The sequence below is a fragment of the Comamonas sp. A7-5 genome (assembly GCF_039581385.1).
GTDB lineage: Bacteria > Pseudomonadota > Gammaproteobacteria > Burkholderiales > Burkholderiaceae_C > Comamonas > Comamonas thiooxydans.
Map to the genome: position 1 here is coordinate 465,999 of NZ_JBCPWO010000002.1, position 18,502 is coordinate 484,500.

18 protein-coding genes are annotated in these 18,502 nt (G+C 62.0%); 7 read left to right on the forward strand and 11 right to left on the reverse strand.

Annotated features, from left to right (window positions below):
* Positions 1-209: 209 nt before the first annotated feature.
* Positions 210-1,157 carry a bestrophin family protein gene (locus AAIL67_RS05100; protein WP_034378593.1) on the forward strand — a complete coding sequence of 316 codons (948 nt, stop codon included), beginning with the start codon at positions 210-212 and terminating at the stop codon, positions 1,155-1,157.
* A 75-nt stretch (positions 1,158-1,232) separates the two neighbouring features.
* Here AAIL67_RS05100 and AAIL67_RS05105 read toward each other — a convergent pair whose 3' ends face one another.
* From AAIL67_RS05105 to AAIL67_RS05120, 4 genes are all read right to left on the reverse strand, one after another.
* Complete coding sequence (locus AAIL67_RS05105) at positions 1,233-1,727, reverse strand: nucleoside deaminase (protein ID WP_003067888.1); 495 nt, start codon at positions 1,725-1,727, stop codon at positions 1,233-1,235.
* Between the two features lie 163 nt (positions 1,728-1,890).
* Positions 1,891-3,006: an acyl-CoA dehydrogenase family protein gene (locus AAIL67_RS05110; protein WP_063662071.1), complete on the reverse strand. Its 1,116-nt coding sequence runs from the start codon at positions 3,004-3,006 to the stop codon at positions 1,891-1,893.
* Positions 3,007-3,150: 144 nt separating this feature from the next.
* Positions 3,151-4,332 carry an acyl-CoA dehydrogenase family protein gene (locus AAIL67_RS05115; protein WP_343483506.1) on the reverse strand — a complete coding sequence of 394 codons (1,182 nt, stop codon included), beginning with the start codon at positions 4,330-4,332 and terminating at the stop codon, positions 3,151-3,153.
* Between the two features lie 230 nt (positions 4,333-4,562).
* Positions 4,563-5,249 (reverse strand): YceH family protein, encoded by a 687-nt coding sequence (locus AAIL67_RS05120; protein WP_034356514.1) that lies wholly within the window; start codon positions 5,247-5,249, stop codon positions 4,563-4,565.
* An 86-nt stretch (positions 5,250-5,335) separates the two neighbouring features.
* Here AAIL67_RS05120 and purN point away from each other — a divergent pair, with 86 nt between their 5' ends.
* On the forward strand, positions 5,336-5,914 hold the full coding sequence (purN, locus tag AAIL67_RS05125; RefSeq protein WP_034356517.1) for a phosphoribosylglycinamide formyltransferase: 579 nt from the start codon (positions 5,336-5,338) through the stop codon (positions 5,912-5,914).
* A gap of 50 nt (positions 5,915-5,964) precedes the next feature.
* Here purN and AAIL67_RS05130 read toward each other — a convergent pair whose 3' ends face one another.
* Positions 5,965-6,222 carry a DUF1653 domain-containing protein gene (locus tag AAIL67_RS05130; protein ID WP_034356520.1) on the reverse strand — a complete coding sequence of 86 codons (258 nt, stop codon included), beginning with the start codon at positions 6,220-6,222 and terminating at the stop codon, positions 5,965-5,967.
* A 140-nt stretch (positions 6,223-6,362) separates the two neighbouring features.
* On the opposite strand from AAIL67_RS05130, the gene AAIL67_RS05135 reads away from it, so the two are divergent.
* Both AAIL67_RS05135 and AAIL67_RS05140 read left to right on the forward strand, forming a co-directional pair.
* Positions 6,363-7,694 (forward strand): RsmB/NOP family class I SAM-dependent RNA methyltransferase, encoded by a 1,332-nt coding sequence (locus AAIL67_RS05135; protein WP_034356523.1) that lies wholly within the window; start codon positions 6,363-6,365, stop codon positions 7,692-7,694.
* A gap of 123 nt (positions 7,695-7,817) precedes the next feature.
* The gene (locus tag AAIL67_RS05140; protein ID WP_343483507.1) at positions 7,818-9,038 is read left to right on the forward strand and encodes a fatty acid desaturase; all 1,221 of its coding nucleotides are present in this window, start codon (positions 7,818-7,820) and stop codon (positions 9,036-9,038) included.
* On the opposite strand, the gene AAIL67_RS05145 is transcribed toward AAIL67_RS05140, so the two are convergent.
* Positions 9,013-9,393 carry a hypothetical protein gene (locus AAIL67_RS05145; protein WP_224649912.1) on the reverse strand — a complete coding sequence of 127 codons (381 nt, stop codon included), beginning with the start codon at positions 9,391-9,393 and terminating at the stop codon, positions 9,013-9,015. The genes AAIL67_RS05140 and AAIL67_RS05145 overlap by 26 nt on opposite strands.
* Positions 9,394-9,693: 300 nt before the next feature.
* On the opposite strand from AAIL67_RS05145, the gene AAIL67_RS05150 reads away from it, so the two are divergent.
* Positions 9,694-11,118, forward strand: coding sequence for a PLP-dependent aminotransferase family protein (locus AAIL67_RS05150; protein WP_343483550.1), 1,425 nt, complete (start codon positions 9,694-9,696; stop codon positions 11,116-11,118).
* A 16-nt stretch (positions 11,119-11,134) separates the two neighbouring features.
* On the opposite strand, the gene AAIL67_RS05155 is transcribed toward AAIL67_RS05150, so the two are convergent.
* The 4 genes from AAIL67_RS05155 to trxB all read right to left on the reverse strand — a co-directional run bounded on the left by AAIL67_RS05155 (position 11,135) and on the right by trxB (position 13,688).
* Positions 11,135-11,893 carry a hypothetical protein gene (locus tag AAIL67_RS05155; RefSeq protein ID WP_034356590.1) on the reverse strand — a complete coding sequence of 253 codons (759 nt, stop codon included), beginning with the start codon at positions 11,891-11,893 and terminating at the stop codon, positions 11,135-11,137.
* 139 nt (positions 11,894-12,032) lie between these two features.
* On the reverse strand, positions 12,033-12,203 hold the full coding sequence (gene rpmG, locus AAIL67_RS05160; RefSeq protein ID WP_003058233.1) for a 50S ribosomal protein L33: 171 nt from the start codon (positions 12,201-12,203) through the stop codon (positions 12,033-12,035).
* A gap of 20 nt (positions 12,204-12,223) precedes the next feature.
* On the reverse strand, positions 12,224-12,457 hold the full coding sequence (gene rpmB, locus AAIL67_RS05165; protein ID WP_003058229.1) for a 50S ribosomal protein L28: 234 nt from the start codon (positions 12,455-12,457) through the stop codon (positions 12,224-12,226).
* 277 nt (positions 12,458-12,734) lie between these two features.
* Positions 12,735-13,688 (reverse strand): thioredoxin-disulfide reductase, encoded by a 954-nt coding sequence (gene trxB, locus AAIL67_RS05170; protein ID WP_043003440.1) that lies wholly within the window; start codon positions 13,686-13,688, stop codon positions 12,735-12,737.
* Positions 13,689-13,946: 258 nt separating this feature from the next.
* On the opposite strand from trxB, the gene AAIL67_RS05175 reads away from it, so the two are divergent.
* Both AAIL67_RS05175 and lolA read left to right on the forward strand, forming a co-directional pair.
* Positions 13,947-16,307, forward strand: coding sequence for a DNA translocase FtsK (locus tag AAIL67_RS05175; RefSeq protein WP_034356532.1), 2,361 nt, complete (start codon positions 13,947-13,949; stop codon positions 16,305-16,307).
* Between the two features lie 22 nt (positions 16,308-16,329).
* Positions 16,330-16,965, forward strand: a complete 636-nt coding sequence (lolA, locus tag AAIL67_RS05180) for an outer membrane lipoprotein chaperone LolA (protein WP_012837199.1) — start codon at positions 16,330-16,332, stop codon at positions 16,963-16,965.
* Positions 16,966-17,091: 126 nt separating this feature from the next.
* Here the strand turns inward: lolA and brnQ are convergent, their stop codons facing one another.
* The gene (gene brnQ, locus AAIL67_RS05185) at positions 17,092-18,420 is read right to left on the reverse strand and encodes a branched-chain amino acid transport system II carrier protein (protein ID WP_343483508.1); all 1,329 of its coding nucleotides are present in this window, start codon (positions 18,418-18,420) and stop codon (positions 17,092-17,094) included.
* Positions 18,421-18,502: the final 82 nt, after the last annotated feature.

Consider the following 18,502-nt stretch of genomic DNA (forward strand, 5'->3'; position numbering starts at 1 on the left):
GCCGCCCAAGCCCCGCAATGCGGGGCTTTTCTTATGCTGGCTGTAGGGGGAGCCCTATGTCGGGGGCGCTGCCCATGTGCAGCAGATGCCGCATGGAGCGTGCTGGCGCGGCCCTGGCTGCCTACTGCCGCAGTGGGAGTTCTCGGCGCTGGCTGAAATCCCCGGATGCTTGTGATTGAATTCGGGTTTAGACCTTATTTCTCGTTTTCATGATCGTCAGAGATCGCCCGTCGGGCTTCAAGCTGCTGTGGATTGTCCGGGGCTCGGTGCTGCAACGCATCAAAGGCGTGCTTGCCGTCAATATTGTGCTGGCCATCATAGTCACCGTGGCGCATGGCACGCTGTTCCACACAAAGATCCCCATCACGCCGATTCCGTTCACCCTGATCGGCCTGCCGCTGGCGATTTTTCTGGGCTTTCGCAACAACACCGCGTATGCGCGCTACTGGGAAGGACGCAAGCTCTGGGGCGAGATCGTGATCTATGCACGCACGCTGGCCCGCCAGTGCCTGAGTCTGATCGAGCTCGATCACCCCATAGACCCGCGCCAGCGGGCCAGCGATGTGCGGGTGCGCATGGTGCACCGGGCCGTGGCTTTTTCTCATGTGCTGCGGGCCCAGCTGCGCAGCCTCAAGGACGATGTGGCGGCCCAGCAGTGGCTGACTCATGCCGAGTGGCAGCGCCTGCAACTGCTGCCGCTGAATCAGCGCACCGATGCGCTGATGCTGGCCATGGGCAAGGATCTGGGCCAGTGTGTGCGCGACCAGCGCATAGACCCCTGCCTGGCCGTGGAGCTGGACCGCACCCTCAATGGCTTCACGACGGCCGCTGCCTCCTGCGAGCGCATCCGCAATACGCCGATTCCGTTTTCCTACACCTTGCTGCTGCACCGCACGGCCCATCTGTACTGCTTTTTGCTGCCGTTCGGCCTGGTGGACATCACGGGCTTCATGACGCCGTTTGTCGTAGCCATCGTGGCCTATACCTTCTACGGTCTCGATGTGCTGGGTGACGAGCTGGAAGAGCCATTCGGCATGGAAAGCAACGACCTGGCACTGGACAGCATCTGCCGCAGCATCGAGATCAGCCTCAGCCAGTCGCTGGGCGACCCCCAGGTTCCGGCGCCGCTCAAGCCGGTGGACTATCTGCTGACCTGAGGTCCTCCAGAATGCAAAAGCCCTGAACTCGTCATTCAGGGCTTTGTTCATGATGGCGGCTGGAGCCAGTGCTGGCTAGACCGTGGCACGATCTTCGTCCACGGCCTTTTGCCAGGCCTGGTACAGGTCCTCGCCGGCATCGCGCACGCGGTGGCTGATGACGGGCAGTTCGCGCCGGCCTTCGGGGCGAGCCAGCTCCTCATAGCCGCGTGCAGCCGACAGGTCGTAGGGCTCGCCGTCTTCGTTGGAGTAGGCGAAGTACACCTGCTTCACGCCGGCCAGCAGCATGGCGGTGTGGCACATGGAGCAGGGATAGCCGCTGGCATACATGACCGAGCCGGACAGATCCGTGCTGCCCAGGGCCTTGGCGGCAATGCGCAGGGCCTGCATCTCGGCGTGGGCCGTGGGGTCGCACAGATCATCGACCTGGTTGACGGCGCGCGCCAGGACCTTGCCGTCACGCACCAGCACGGCACCGAAAGGCCAGGTCGCGGATTCGCGGCCCTTGACATTGCCCATGGCCAGGCGGATGGACTCCAGCAGATACTTTTCGCTGTCTTGCTTGCTCATGCATGTCTCCTATGATTCTTGTGAATGGCGCAAGAATCATAGGAAGAGCGGCAGGGTCCATAGTGCATGCAGGAAGCAAAACAGCACGCCGAAGCGTGCTGTTGACTTTTAGTTTTGGATTGAATGCAGTTGCCGTGATTTTGATGAATGTTGATGCAGGCTTTTAGGCAAAGACGCCAGCGCTGTCCTGCATATGGGCCGATACCGTGCCCAGGTGGTGCAAGGTGTCGCCACCCGTCATCTCCATCTGGGTCAGGCGCTTGAAGTAGTGGCTGCCCACATATTCGTCCGTCACGCCGATGCCGCCATGCAGTTGCACGGCCTGCTGGCCCACATACCGCATGGACTGACCCAGCTGCACCTTGGCGCGGGCGATGGCGACATGGCGCTCCTCGGCAGGCGCCACCAGCTTGAGCGTGCCGTAGTAGCTCATGGAGCGGGCCAGCTCCAGCTGCATCTTCATGTCGGCCACGCGGTGGCGCAGGGCCTGGAAGCTGGAGATCACCACGCCGAACTGCTTGCGCTGGTTCATGTACTCGGTCGTGAGCTTGAGCGTCTGTTCCATCACGCCCACACCTTCGGCGCACAGCGCGGCATTGGCCACGTCCTGTGCAAGGGTGAGGGCTGCCACGCCGTTGGTAGTGATCAGGGTGGCCGATGCGGCATGGCAGACCAGGTCGGCCGCGCGCCCTTCGTCCTGGGTGGCATAGGGTTTGCTGCTCACACCCTCGCGGCCGTTCTCGACGAGGAAGAGCGCAATCTTGCCGTCAAGCTGTGCCGGCACGATGAAGGCGTCGGCCTGGTCGCCTGCAGGAACAATGTTTTTTCTAGCATCTACCGTATAGCCATCGCCGGATTTGGAAGCTTTTGCCGCGCAAACATCAATCTGGTAGCGCGCTTTGCGCTCCTGCGATGCGAGCACCACCAGCTTTTCACCGCTGGCGATACGGGGCAGCCAGGTTTGCTTGACGGCTTCGTCGCCGAACTGTCCGAGCAGGGCGGAAGCCACAAAAGCCTGGGTCAGCGGCTCCATCACCAGACCGCGGCCCAGCTCCTCCATGACCACCATCACATCAACCGCGCCCTGGCCCAGGCCGCCATATTGCTCGGGCACCGTGAGGGCCGTCAGGCCCAGTTCGGCCAGTTCGTTCCAGACCTCGCGCGAGAAGCCGCCCTGCTTGGCAATGCTCTGGCGGCGCTCGAAGGTATAGCCCTTGTCCACCCAGCGGGCCACGGCATCGCGCAGTTGCTGCTGGTCGTCGGAAAAATCGAAATCCATATTTGTCTCCTGCTGCTGAAGCGAGTGCGCTTTGCGCACCATCACATTCAGCGAAGCTCTAGCAAGAACCCCCTCCCGGAGGGGGCGCGGGGGAGCAGTGCGAGTTCGCGCAAGCGAAATATCCGCGCTGCCGCCAGTTCCGAATCAGCCCAGCACCGTCTGCGCGACGATGTTTCGCTGCACCTCGTTGGAGCCGCCATAGATGGTGGTCTTGCGCATATTGAAGTAGGTCGCGGCCAGCGGCGCATTGCCCAGCACGTCGCCAGGAAAATCGCCCTGGTAGCCGGCTTCCATGGCTTCCTGGATATAGGGCAGGGCATAAGGGCCTGCGGCCAGCATCATCAGCTCGGAGTAGCGCTGCTGAATCTCGCTGCCTTTGATCTTGAGCAGACCGGCGATGTCCAGCGGGTTCTTGCCCGACTTCATCGCCGAGAGCACGCGCAGCACCAGCATTTCCAGCGCGATCACATCGATCTCCAGCAGGGCGATCTGATCGCGAAAGCGCTGGTCTTCCCAGACACCTTCGGTCTTGGCGATGCGCTTGAGGCGCTCCAGCTCGCGCTTGGCACGGTTCACATCGGCGATATTCGTGCGCTCGTGGCTGAGCAGGTGCTTGGCATAGGTCCAGCCCTTGTTTTCCTCGCCGATCAGCTGGTCGGCAGGCACTTGCACATTGTCGAAAAAGACCTCGTTGACCTCGTGCGAGCCGTCCAGCAGCTTGATGGGGCGCACGGTCACGCCCGGCGACTTCATGTCGACCAGCAGGAAGCTGATGCCGGTCTGGGGCTTGCCCTCGTTGCTGGTGCGCACCAGGCAGAAGATCCACTCGCCGTACTGGCCCAGCGTGGTCCAGGTCTTCTGGCCGTTGACGATGTATTTGTCGCCCACGCGTTCGGCGCGGGTCTTGACGCTGGCCAGGTCCGAGCCCGAGCCCGGTTCGGAATAGCCCTGGCTCCACCAGACTTCGCCGCTGGCGATGCCGGGCAGAAAGCGCCGATGCTGCTCTGGTGTGCCATAGGCCATGATGACCGGCGCCACCATCACGGGGCCGAAGGGCACGATGCGCGGCGTGCCGGCGAGTGCGCATTCTTCCTCGAACAAATGCTTTTGTACGGCGCTCCAGCCGGGGCCGCCGAATTCCTTGGGCCAGCCGTAGCCGAGCCAGCCTTTTTTGCCCAGAATCTTGGCCCAGCGCTGCATGTCCTCGCGCGTCAGGTGCAGATCGTTGCGCACCTTGTGCGCAATATCCTCGGGCAGATTTGCCCGCACCCAACTGCGGATCTCTTCGCGAAAAGCCTGTTCTTCAGGGGTGAATGCCAAGTCCATGCGTTGTCTCCTGCAAATGCTGGAGATTTGTAGCACGCACGTTCTTTTTCTGGCTGTCCGGGTTGCGACAAATGGCGGGAAACCCCAGGGATGAGCACCTCCTGAGCGGCTGTGCCGGCCTTCCTTTGCTTGGCGTGCGCCAGTTTTTGGCACTGGCGGGTCGTTTGTAATGAAACAGGCCGCCAGCGATTATTGGATGAACGCTGGCAGCTATCAGTTTCTGTCGGGATTCATTCAGCCGGGGTTGCAGGCGGTTCCACGCCCAGCGATTCGCACAGCATCTGCACGGTGGCGCGCAACTGGGCGACTTCGGTTTCGAGCGCATCCACACGCTGCTGCAGGGCCGATGCATTGCCGCCTGTGCTGGCGCTGCTGGTGCTTGCCAGGGCGTTGACATCCACCGGGCCGCAAAGCAGATGGGCCCAGCGCTGTTCGCGGGCACCGGGGGCGCGCGGCAGTTGCACGACCAGCGGACCGCCTTTTTCCTCGCTGCGCTCGCGCAGTTCGTCGAGAAAGGCTTCGACCGAGGAGATGTCGGCAAAGCGGTGCCAGCGCTCGGAGTTGATGCGCAGCTCGCCAGCGGTCTGGGGGCCGCGCAGCATCAGCAGGGCCAGCAGCACGGCCGACTGGTCGGGCACGCCAATGCCGCGCGGGAAGTTGTGCTCCCAGCGCGTGGAGCGCACGCTGCTGATCTGCACCGACAGGGTCTTGAGGCGCAGGCTGTCCAGTGCCTCCTGGGCCTCGCCCTCGCTGACCTCCATCACCGGGTCGCGGCTGGACTTCTGGTTGCAGCCCGTGACCAGGCTGTTGAGCGTGAGCGGATAGCTGTCGGGCACGGTGCGGGCCTTTTCCATCAGCGTGGCCAGAACGCGGGCTTCGATGGCGCTCAAAGGGGTGTTGCGTGGGTCAAACGGCATGGGGTCTCCTCGAAAGTCTTAGGGCAGCGCACAGGAACTGGTGCAAACCCGATAGGGTTTGTCCGTCAATGCGACAATCGCCGCCCATGAAAAACATCGTGATCCTCATCTCGGGCGGCGGCTCGAACATGGCTGCCATTGTGCGTGCATCCCAGCAGCAGAACTGGGCAAAGCAGTACAACGCCCGCGTGAGCGCCGTGGTGAGCAACAAGGCCGAGGCCAAGGGCCTGGTGTTCGCGCGGGACAACGGCATCGCCACCGAGGTTCTGGATCACAAGCAGTTCGACAGCCGCGAGGCCTTTGATGCCGAGCTGACGCAGGTCATCGATCGCCATGCGCCTGATCTGGTGGTGCTGGCCGGCTTCATGCGCATTCTCACGCCAGGCTTTGTTGCGCACTATGAGGGCCGGCTGATCAACATCCATCCCTCGCTGCTGCCGGCCTTCACCGGTCTGCACACCCATCAGAGAGCGATCGATGCGGGCTGCAAGTTTGCGGGCTGCACCGTGCACCGCGTGACGGCCGAGCTCGACGTGGGCCCCATCCTGGAGCAGGCCGTGGTGCCCGTGCTGCAGGGTGACACGGCCGAGCTGCTGGCTGCACGCGTGCTGGTGCAGGAGCACATCATCTATCCGCAAGCCGTGCTCAATCTGATCAAGGCTTGATCAGATTTGATAGCTTCTATTTCTTTATAGGTAAGCGATAGAGCCTGTCTTTATGCTGATTTCTGCTCCTCGGCGGGCAGGCGGCGAAAGCGTGGCCGCTCCACGCCGTCGATTACCACCGTCTCGTTGAACATGGCGGCCGGGCGCACCCACAGGCCACGCTCGCCATAAAGCGCGCGGTATAGCGTCATGGGCTCCAGCGTCTCGCTGTGGCGCACCGTGCCTATGACTTCATAGCGCATGCCTTTGTAGTGTTCGTAGAGACCGGGCTCGGTGGTGATGAGTGCAGGCAGATCGTGGTCGGACATGATGCTTTAAAAAGATGAGCTGTAAATGCTTGAAGGAAAAGGGCTGAAGCCTGTTTTTACTATGAATCGTTTGGAGCAGGCCGGCCTCATAGATTTCTGGTGCCAGCCAGGGCCAGGGCGAGAGTGGGACAATTGCGCCCATGCATCCCAAAGCCCTTCTCGACGCTTGCTCTGAACTCGTCAAGCGCGCCCTGACATTTGAACACCCGGCCGATGCCGTGGTGTCCCGCTTTTTCCGCGAAAACCGCTATCTGGGCCCGCGCGAGCGCGCCACCCTGGCCGAAACCGTCTACACCGTGCTGCGCAAGAAGCTGCTGTTCGAAGCGCTGGCGCATTCGGGCAGCGGCGCACGTGAGCGCCGGCTGGCCATCCTGGGCTTTGCCGCCGTGCTGCGCGAGCAGGCCAAGAAGGAAGGCAAGGTCAAGAACAAGGACGGCCAGGACAGCGAGACCTTTATCAAGGCCGCGCTGACGCCCCAGGAACTCAAGTGGCTGGCTGCCTGCGACGGCGTCAAGCCCGAAGAGCTGATGGAGGCGCACCGTCACAATCTGCCCGAATGGCTGGTCGAGCCGCTCAAGGCCCAGCTGGGCGATGGATTCTGGGCACTGGCCGCCAGCATGGAGCAGGCAGCTCCATTGGACCTGCGTGTCAACACGCTCAACGACAAGCGCTCCGATCTGCGCAAGGAACTGGAAAAAGCCGGCATCAAGGCCGAGCCCACGCCGTTCTCGCCCATCGGTCTGCGTGTGGACGGCAAGCCTGCGCTGGCCAAGATTGATGCCTTCAACCGCGGCGCCATCGAAGTGCAGGACGAAGGCTCGCAACTGCTGGCACTGATGCTGGATGCCAAGCGTGGCGAAATGGTGGTGGACTTTTGCGCTGGCGCCGGCGGCAAGACCCTGGCCATTGGCGCGGCCATGCGCAACACCGGCCGCCTGTATGCCTTCGACGTCTCGGGTCATCGCCTGGATGCGCTCAAGCCTCGTCTGGCGCGTTCGGGTCTTTCCAATGTCCACCCTGCCGCGATTGCCCACGAGCGCGACGAGCGCGTCAAGCGCCTGGCCGGCAAGATCGACCGCGTGCTGGTCGATGCTCCCTGCTCGGGCCTGGGTACGCTGCGCCGCAATCCCGACCTCAAGTGGCGCCAGAGCGTCAAGGCCGTGCAGGAGCTGACGCAGAAACAGGCAGCCATCCTGGAAAGCAGCGCGCGCCTGGTCAAGGCCGGCGGCCGTCTGATCTATGCCACCTGCTCCATCCTGCCAGAGGAAAACGAGGCCATTGCCGAAGCCTTCAGCGCCGCTCACCCCGAGTTCGTTCCGATGGACGCGGGCGAGGTGCTTGAGCAGCTCAAGATTGCCGACGGCGACAAGCTTTGCAGCGGCGGTGACGAGGGTCGACGCTATCTGCGTCTGTGGCCACATCAGCACGAGACAGACGGGTTTTTCGCCGCTGTTTGGGTGAAAAAGGCGTAACTTCGGTGCAAATCCGGTATCTGCTGTCGGGGAATCGACAACAGACCGGTCGGCGGCTCACATAAAATGGCACGACCGTGCTTATCGAGTGGGCGCGGTTTTTTGCCAAAGGCTTTGTTATTTATGTCGCTGGATATAGCCTCGATCTGGAATGCCGTCGTGGATTGGATGGCCAATGGCCTGTGGGATCTGACGTGGTGGCAATTGCTGCTCTACACCCTGATCACCACCCACTTCACGATTGCGGGTGTCACCATCTATCTGCACCGCAGCCAGGCGCATCGGGCACTGGATCTGGGGCCTGTTCCCTCGCATTTCTTCCGCTTCTGGCTCTGGCTGGGCACGGGCATGGTGACCAAGGAATGGGTAGCCATCCACCGCAAGCACCACGCCAAGTGCGAGACCGCAGATGACCCGCACAGCCCGCAGACGCGCGGCCTGGGCAAGGTGATGCGTGAAGGTGCCGAGCTGTACCGTGCCGAGGCCAGGAACGAGGAAACGCTCAGGAAATACGGTCACGGCACGCCCGATGACTGGATGGAGCGCAATGTCTACCGCCATTCGGTGATGGGCCCCTCGCTGATGCTCATCCTCAATGTGGCGCTGTTCGGCGTGATCGGCCTGTCGATCTGGGCCGTGCAGATGGTCTGGATTCCATTCTGGGCTGCGGGCGTGGTCAACGGCGTGGGGCATTTCTGGGGCTATCGCAACTACGAGGCGACGGATGCCTCCACCAATCTGGTGCCCTGGGGCCTCATCATCGGCGGCGAAGAGCTGCACAACAACCACCATACCTTTCCCACTTCGGCCAAGTTCTCCGTCAAGCCCTACGAGTTCGATATCGGCTGGGTCTATATCAGCCTTATGCAGAAGCTGGGCTGGGCCAAGGTCAAGAAAACCCCGCCGCGCCTGCGCATGGGCGCCGTCAAGCCTGTGGCCGACGAGCTGACGCTGGAAGCCATCATTGCCAATCGCTACGAGGTTATGGCCCGTTATGCGCGCGGCGTGCGCACGGCGGTTCAGCACGAGCTGGACCTGCTCAAGCAGAAGCAGGCACAGAAGTCGGATGTTTCCCTGCTCAAGGGCGTGCAACGCTGGCTGCACCGCGATGCCGACAAGGTGCCCGAGCGTGCCCAGAGCCAACTGGCGCAGGCGCGCGCTGCGCACCCGGTGATTGACCAGATGCTGGTCATGCGCGAAGAGCTGCGTCAGCTGTGGCTCAACACCAGCCTGAGTCGCGAGCAACTGACCGGTCAACTGCAGGCCTGGTGCCAGCGCGCCGAGGCCAGCGGCATTGCGGCACTCAAGGATTTCTCCGTCAAGCTGCGCGCTGCCCACGTCTGAGGCCGAGCTTGCCAAGCTGCTGCCAGATTCTGGCAAGCGCGAAGCTCAGGCCTTTTCCCTCTTCAAGCCGCTGCGCTGCCCGGCTTTGCTGTATCCGTGCCGCCGGATATTGAATCCAGGCCGCACCTGCCGGCGTGCTCAGCTGCACCCAGGTGCGACTGGGGCAACGCCAGCTTTGCCCGGTTTGCAGCACCATGACCTGACCGAAGTGATTGTCGGTAAAGCTCAGCGGCCCGATGGCCAGACGCAGCGGCCCTTGTTGGCAGAACAGTTCGCTGCCTGGTTCAAACAGCAGCGATGCAGCTTGGTCGCTGTTGAGGCTATGTATTTTCGAGGGGAAGTTCGGCTGTGACATGGTGGCTGGAGGTCTTTGATTCAGGCCCTCAAGCGTAGGGAAGCACGGCTTGGCAGAACAGGTACAGCAAGCGTTCCGTGCAGGCGTAGCAGCGTGGATTTCGGTGCATCTGTTCCGGTATGTTTGCTGACAATCTGTATCTGTTGCAGAACAGGGCTTGCTGGCATGATGCCTGTCCGGTCCTGCGTTTTTGTCATCATGCTGACTTCCACTACCTCCGAATCACAGCCTGCCGATCATGCGACAGGCGATGTGCTGCTGCCGCTGTATCAACGGCTGGCCGCGCACTACAGCAAGGCCATGGAGCTGGGGAGCCTGAAGCCCGGGGAGCGCATGCCGTCGGTGCGCGAGCTGATGGCGCGGCATGACATCAGTCTCTCGACGGCCTTGCAGGTGCTGCGTTTTCTGGAAGCGCAGGGTTGTCTGGAGGCCAGGCCTCGCGTGGGCTACTTCGTGTGCGCGACGATGACGGGCGATATTCCTCTGACCAGCGAACCGGACCTGAGCCAGCCGCTGTCTCCCGGCGCGCATGCGCATTTCGTGGGCATCAACGAGCATATTTCTCTGCTGCTCGAGCGCGGCCGTCAGGCCGAGGTCTATATGGACATCGGTGGCTGCACGCCGCCTGCCTCCTTGTTCGATCATCACTATCTGAACAAGACCGTCACCAGGCTGCTGCGCGAGCATCCGACGCTGCTCTCGCAGGGGCGCTCTCTGCTGGCCAATCAGGGCAATCATCCGCTGTTTCAGCAGGCCATGGCCAGACGGGCGCTGGCCTCCGGTATCCGTGTTGCACCTGCCGATGTGCTGGCAACCACCGGCAATTCCGAAGCGGTGAGTCTGGCGCTGGCTGCCGTGGCATCACCCGGGGACATGGTGGCCGTCGAATCGCCAACCTATTACGGCCTGCTGCAGGTAGTGGAGTCCTTGCAGCTGAAAACGCTGGAGATTCCCTGCAGCCCGCGCACCGGCATGTCCATCGAGGCGCTGGAGCTGGCTTTTCAGACCCAGCCGCGCCTGAAGGCCGTGGTGGTGGTGCCGGATCTGCAGATGCCGCTGGGCGCGCGCATGCCGGACGAGAAAAAGGCCAGACTCGTGGCCCTGTGTGCAGCCCATGGGGCGGCGCTGATCGAGGACGACTCCTACGGTCTATTTGTCGAAGGACTGCCGGTGAAGCCGCTCAAGGCCTGGGACAGCGTATCCGGGCATGTGATCTATTGCCAGGCCTTCAACAAAAGTCTGGCGCCGGGCCTGCGCCAGGGCTGGATGAATGGCGGCCAATGGCATGGCCGCATCCAGATGCTGAAATTTGCACAAAGCCGCAATACCCAGACGCTGGGGCAACTGGTCGTGTCCGAGGTGCTGGGGTCACCCACCCATCAGCGCAGTCTGGAAAAGCTCAGGCAGCAGCTCAAGCGACAGCGCGAGGCCATGGCCAGACTGGTTGCACGTCATTTCCCGCTGGGCACGCGCATGAGCCTGCCAGGCGGCGGCCTGTGCCTGTGGCTGGAGTTCCCCGCGCAGATGTCCACATCGGACCTGTTCACGGCAGCCCTGGCGCGCGGCATACGTATTGCGCCGGGCAGCATGTTTTCCAACTCCGGCAGGTATGAGCACTGCATGCGCCTGGCCTGCACCCATCCGGTCAACGAACTCATGGAGAGGGCGATGCAGGATCTGGGCGCGATGGCCTGCCGGCAACTGGGGCAGAGTCCGCGCAGCTAGCGCTGGCCGGGGTCCTTTACTTCGTCGGCTGACCGGCCATGCACTTGCTCAGAAATTCACGGGCCTTGCCGCCTTCCTTGTAGAAGGTGCTGATGACCTCCTTGCCTTCCACAGAGACCTTGAAGCGGGCTTCTTCCTCTTCCCCAAGCTCCTTGACCAGTGCTTCGGGGCCGCCCAGCGCATAGACGATGGCTCCCCATTTGCCATTGGACATGGTGTAGTTGATGGCGCCGACCTCCTGGGGCCGGTCCTGGTTCTGGGTCAGCGTGGTTCTGATCTTGCGCGGGCTGGCGGGCTGGGGAATGTCCATGCCCAGAAAGGTCAGCAGGGCACCGTTGTGCTTGGCCGTGGGGCCGGAAAGCTGAACGGCACCGGACATGCTGCCAAAGATCGCCGCACATTCAAGACCGGAGCGCGGGTTTTTCTCGTCATGCGAGAACATCCAGTAGCCCTTGCGCAGTTTCTGATACTGCGGGTCTTGTGCAATTCTCTGTCCTTCCTTGATCAGCTCCTGCCCCTCGCGCAGCAGCTCCAGCTGGCTGCGCGCCAGACCGCCCAAGGCATCGGCGGGCGACGGTTCGGCGCGTTGGGTGGCGGCGGGCGCGGAGCTGAACTGCTCGCAGACGGGCACCGAGGCCAGACCCGGTGAGCCGCCTGTCATGCCGACCTGGCGCTGGCCGGGGCCGGGGCCCGTGGGGCAGATGAAGGTCTGGCCGAAGACGGCTGGCGACACGGCAAGCGAAAAAAGCAATGTGCTCAGCGTCCTGTGATTCATGTGATCCATCCCTGTTCGTTGCAAACTGCCAAGTATAGGGAGGGTCGCTGCGTCAGCTCTCGCGCCGCGACAGGAGTCGCAAAGGCATGAAAAAACCGCCTGCACTTGCGTGAGGCGGTTTTTCAAGAAACAGGCCGAATTACTTCAGCTTGGTTTCCTTGTACTCGACGTGCTTGCGAGCCTTGGGGTCGAACTTGATGATCGACATCTTTTCAGGCATCGTCTTCTTGTTCTTGGTCGTTGTGTAGAAGTGACCGGTACCAGCAGTGGAAGCCAGCTTGATCTTTTCGCGTCCGCCTTTAGCAGCCATGGTGTTTCTCCTTCAGGAAATTAAGCTTGGCCACGAGCGCGCATGTCTGCGAGCACGGAGTCGATACCGTTCTTGTCGATCAGGCGCAGAGCAGCGCTGGAAACGCGCAGGCGCACCCAACGGTTTTCGCTCTCCACCCAGAAGCGGCGGTATTGCAGGTTGGGGAGGAAACGACGCTTGGTCTTGTTGTTGGCGTGGGAAACATTGTTGCCCACCATGGGCTTCTTGCCCGTAACTTCACATACGCGTGCCATTGGGACACTCCGATAGTTGAATCGGCCGCCGGCTCTGGAATCCTGCAGAAGCAGGAGGTGCCGACAACCTCACCTCGCCAGTTTGTAATGGGTGGCGGTAGCCCGATTGCGGAAGTCCCGAAGCACGGTAAAGCGCGAACCTGGAATTCAGCAAAGTCTGCGATTATAGCGTTTTCGCAAAAAAGCCCCTGGTGCCGGCCAAAACTGGCCAAACCCAAGGGCTTTTGCGCCGAACATGCGCTAACAATCGCTCAAACGCCGAAGCGCCTTGGCGTCATCAGGATTCCTGTTCCAGGAAGCGCTGGGCGTCCAGGGCCGCCATGCAGCCGGTGCCGGCGCTGGTGATGGCCTGGCGGTAGACATGATCCTGGCAGTCGCCGGCGGCGAACACGCCGGGCACGCTGGTCTGTGTGGCAAAGCCCTTGAGGCCGCCTTGAGTGACGATGTAGCCGTTTTCCAGCTCCAGCTGGCCCTGGAAGATGTCGGTGTTGGGGTGGTGACCGATGGCGATGAAGGCGCCTTGCAGCTTGACCTCTTCCGTGTGGCCATCCTGCGTGCTCTTGATGCGGATGCCGGTCACGCCGCTCTGGTCGCCCAGCACTTCATCTAGGGTGAAGTGGGTCTTGAGCTCGATCTTGCCTTCCTTGACCTTGTCCATCAGCTTGTCCACGAGGATGGGCTCTGCCTTGAACTTGTCGCGGCGGTGCACCAGGGTGACCTTGCTGGCGATATTGGACAGATACAGGGCCTCTTCCACGGCCGTGTTGCCGCCGCCGATCACGCAGACGGGCTGCTCGCGATAGAAGAAGCCGTCGCAGGTGGCGCAGGCGGAGACACCGCGGCCCATGAAGGCTTCCTCGGAAGGCAGGCCCAGGTACTTGGCCGATGCGCCGGTGGCGATGATCAGCGAGTCGCAGGTGTAGACGCCGCTGTCGCCGGTCAGGGTGAAGGGGCGCTTGGAGAGGTCAACCTGGTTGATGTGGTCGAAAACGATTTCGGTCTTGAAGCGCTCGGCATGTTCCTGAAAACGCTGCATCAACTCGGGGCCCTGCACGCCCATGACGTCGGCAGGCCAGTTGTCCACTTCGGTGGTGGTCATCAACTGGCCGCCCTGGGCCATGCCGGTAATCAGCAGGGGCTTGAGGTTGGCACGGGCCGCGTATACGGCTGCGGTATAGCCGGCAGGGCCGGAGCCGAGGATGAGAACTTGTGCGTGTTTGGTAGAGGACATGGAGCGGAACTCTGAAAAAAGCAGGCCGACAGCCGGCGCGCGGTCATGAAAACATTGGGAAGATGTGGGAGTATCGCTCCGGATCAAGGTCTGCGCGTGCAGCTGTTTTTAATCACCGGAATTGTTAAAAATGATAGTGATGAAGCGAATCCGGCTGCCGTATGGCAGTTTTGTTGCATGTGCTTGCATTACGCTGAGCGATCGTCTTGGCCGAATGCACCGCTTGGATAAGGGCCTAAGGTAAGCTTGCGCCTGCGTATGACATACACATTGAACGCTTCGAACGCGTCTTCTTCCAGCAAATCAAAATCCCGCGCTGCGACTCCGCGCTATGGAGTGATTCGCTTCAGTCAGGAGGTTTTGCTGTTGATCGGCCTGCTGGCGCTGGTGTTCTGGCTCATGGCCATGTTCACCTACTCGCCGCAAGACGCAGCCTGGTCCACTTCGGGCGCCGGGCAAAAGCCGTTTGTGCACAACTGGATGGGCCGTGTGGGTGCCTGGCTGGCCGATGCCTGCTACTTCGGCTTCGGCATGTCCATCTGGTGGCTGGTGCTGGCCGCCGTGCAGACCTGGGTGACATCGCTGGTGCGCTGGATGCGTGGCGGGGTGAACAAGGACGGCAGCCCTCTGGCACTGATGCCGCTGTGGCGCCGCCGCTTTCTGTTCTGGGGCGGTCTGGCCATTCTGATGATTGCCAGCTGCGCGCTGGAATGGACGCGTCTGTACCGTTTCGAGAACCTGCTGCCGGGCCCCGCTGGCGGCGTGTTTGGTTACATGATGGGCTTCAACGCCCTCAAATGGCTGGGCTTTGCCGGCTCGGGCCTGATCGGCATCTGCCTGTTCGTGCTGGGCGCGGCCATGGTGTTCGGCTTTTCCTGGGGCAAGCTGGCGGAAGGCCTGGGCGCGCGCCTGGACGGCATGGTGCAGTTTGGCCGCGAGCGTCGTGAAATTGCCAAGGATGTCTCTGTCGGCAAGAGAGCGGCCCGCGAACGCGAGGAAGTGGTGTTTGACCGCACAGAAGGTGCGATTGCTGCACCGGTGCATCAGCCTGTGCAGATTATCGAGCCAGTGCTGCAGGAGGCCAGCCAGCCCAGCGCCCGGGTTGTGAAGGAGCGCCAGAAGCCGCTGTTCACCGATCATCCGGACAGCAAGCTGCCGCAGGTGGATCTGCTGGACCAGGCCCAGCAGCGCCAGGAACTGGTGTCTGCCGAGACACTGGAGATGACCAGCCGGCTGATTGAAAAGCGCCTCAAGGACTTTGGCGTGGAAGTGCGGGTGGTTGCGGCCATGCCCGGTCCTGTGATCACTCGCTATGAGATTGAACCTGCCACGGGCGTCAAGGGCTCGCAGATCGTCAATCTGGCCAAGGACCTGGCGCGTTCGCTGTCCCTGGTGTCGATTCGCGTGATAGAGACCATTCCCGGCAAGAACTTCATGGCGCTCGAGCTGCCCAATGCCAAGCGCCAGTCGATCCGTTTGTCCGAAGTTCTGGGCTCGCAGGTCTACCACGACGCCAAGAGCCTGCTGACCATGGGGCTGGGCAAGGACATCGTGGGCAACCCCGTGGTGGCCGATCTGGCCAAGATGCCCCATGTGCTGGTGGCCGGCACGACCGGCTCGGGCAAGTCCGTGGGTATCAACGCCATGATTCTGTCTCTGCTCTACAAGGCAGAGGCGCGCGATGTGCGTCTGCTCATGATCGATCCCAAGATGCTGGAAATGTCGGTCTATGAAGGCATTCCCCATCTGCTGTGCCCTGTGGTCACCGACATGAAGCAGGCGGCCAACGGTCTGAACTGGTGCGTGGCCGAGATGGAGCGCCGCTACAAGCTCATGAGCAAGCTCGGTGTGCGCAATCTGGCTGGCTACAACAGCAAGATCGACGAGGCCAAGGCGCGCGAGGAGTCGATTCCCAACCCCTTCAGCCTGACGCCCGAGGAGCCCGAGCCGCTGCAGCGCCTGCCGCACGTCGTCATCGTGATCGACGAGCTGGCCGATCTGATGATGGTGGTGGGCAAGAAGATCGAAGAGCTCATCGCCCGCCTTGCGCAAAAGGCGCGTGCGGCCGGCATTCATCTGATTCTTGCGACCCAGCGCCCCAGCGTGGACGTGATCACCGGCCTGATCAAGGCCAATATTCCGACGCGTATTGCCTTCCAGGTCTCCAGCAAGATCGACAGCCGCACCGTGCTGGATCAGATGGGGGCCGAGACCCTGCTGGGCATGGGCGACATGCTGTACATGGCCAGCGGTACCGGCCTGCCGATCCGTGTGCATGGCGCTTTTGTCTCCGACGACGAGGTGCATCGTGTGGTCAGCTATCTCAAGGAGCAGGGGGAGCCCGACTACATCGAAGGCATCCTGGAAGGCGGCTCTGTCGATGGCGAGGGTGGTGATGACGATGGCGAAGGCGGCGGCGAAAAGGACGAGCTCTACGATCAGGCGGTAGAAATCGTGCTGAAAGACCGCAAGGCCAGCATTTCCTACGTTCAGCGCAAACTGCGTATCGGCTACAACCGCTCGGCCAATCTGCTCGAGCAGATGGAAAAGGCCGGTCTGGTCAGCTCGCTCACATCCAGTGGGCAGCGCGATGTTCTAGTTCCGGCCCGCAGCGAGTGAGCCACGCACAAGAGAGAGAGTCATGAAACGTCTTTTGACTGCAATTTTGATAGCTGGCAGTGCAAGTGCTGCAATGGCTGATGGTCTGAAAAGCCTTGAGTCCTTCATGAAGAATGCCCAGGCGGGCAAGGCCGACTTCACCCAGTCCGTGACCTCGCCACCCAAGTCCGGGCAGGAGGCGCGTACCAAGGTGTCCAGCGGCAGCTTCGAATTCCAGCGCCCCGGCAAGTTCCGTTTCAACTACACCAAGCCTTTTGAGCAGCTCATCGTGGCCGACGGCAAGACGCTGTGGCTGTACGACGCCGACCTGAATCAGGTGACGGAGCGTGCCCAGGCCCAGGTGCTGGGCAGCACACCGGCGGCCATCCTGACATCGGCCACCGACCTCAAGGCCTTGAAGGCCGATTTCGAGCTGGGCAACCAGCCTGACGCCGATGGCCTGGAATGGGTGCTGGCCAGCCCCAGGCAGAAAGGCGGTCAGCTCAAGAGCGTGCGCATAGGCTTCACACCCGAAGGCAAGCTGGCTGCGCTGGATATCGAGGACAGCTTTGGCCAGCGCTCGCTGATGCAGTTCAAGGGCCTGCAAACCCAGGCTTCGCTGCCGGCATCGACCTTCCACTTCACGGTGCCCAAGGGGGCCGATGTGCTCAAGCAGTAAAGATCGCGGCGCGCATCAGCAAAAAAGGCCTGCGGATTGTGTCCGCAGGCCTTTTTATGCAGGAATCGGGTTTGAGCCCTTGTGAGTGGAGCGCAGCCAGCTGCGCTTTGGTGGGGACTGTTGTGATCAGGCGCGCGTGGCGTTTGCGGCACTTTGCTTGTTGCCGATGGCGAAGTCCAGCAGGCCTGCAATCACCAGCACGCCGACCACTGGGGCGACCCAGCCCATGCCCAGGGCGGCGCCGGGCAGCTTGTCCAGCCAGGCGGGCACCAGTGCATCAAGCTTGGCAGCCTTGGCAGCGTCAAACAGGCCGAAGACCAGGGCGGTGCCCATCGCGGGGATGTAGACGCGCGATGGCTGATTCCAGCGATGCAGCAGGCTCAGGGCGATCAGGGCGATGGCCACGGGATACAGCCCCACAAGCACGGGCACGGCCACGGCGATCAGCTGGGCCAGGCCCTGGTTGGCTACGGCTGCACTGAAGACCGACAGGCCGATGACCATGGTGCGGTAGGAGATGCCGGTCAGCTCACTGAAGAAGCTGCTGCAGGCCGTGATCAGGCCCACGCCGGTGGTCAGGCAGGCCAGCATGATGACGATGGCGAGCAGCCACAGGCCTGCGGGGCCAAAGGTTTGCTGTACAAAGGCTGTGAGAATCTGCACACCGGTGGTGGCGTTGGCAGCCAGTTGGCTGTTGGTGGCGCCCAGATACATCAGCGAGACATAGACCAGGCCCAGGCAGGTCGCGGCAATGATGCCGGCGTAGATGCAATATCGGGTGTGCAGCTTGCTGTCGCTCACGCCGGCAGCCTTGATCGCGTTGACGATGACGATGCCGAAGATCAGCGAGGCCAGGGCGTCCATGGTCTGATAGCCCTGCAGAAAGCCTTCGGAAAAGGCGGCCGCCTGCGTGGCATAGGCCTCGGTGCTGAGACTGTATCCATCCACAGGGGCCAGCACGGCGGAGCCGCCGAGCACGGCAAGCGCCAGAATAAGCACGGGCGTGATGATCTTGCCCACGTTGTCCATGAGCTTGCCGGGGAACAGCGACAGCAGCGCCACCGCCACAAAGTAAGCGATGGTGAAGGCCAGCAGCATGGCAGGTGTGTTGCCGACAAAGGGAGCCAGACCCATCTCGAAGGATACGGTGGCCGTGCGCGGCGTCGCAAACAGAGGGCCGATGGTCAGATAGATGGCCACGGCCAGCACCAGGCCGGCAATGCGGCCTATGGGGCTGGTCAAGGTGTCCAGGCCGCCACCCACACGTGCGAGAGCGACTACGCCGAGAAGGGGCAGACCGACACCCGTCAGCAGAAAGCCGGTCGAGGCGCCGAGCAGGTTTTCACCGGCTGCCAGGCCCACCATGGGTGGAAAGATGATGTTGCCGGCCCCGAGGAACAGGGCAAAGGTCATGAAACCGAGGGCAAAAATGTCCCAGGTCTTGAGTTTTTTCATACGCGTAGACTCAGACGTGCAGCGCTGGCACGCCCTGTAGCAGTGTGGAGCCAAGGAAAGTTGCGGATGCTTTCGATTGATT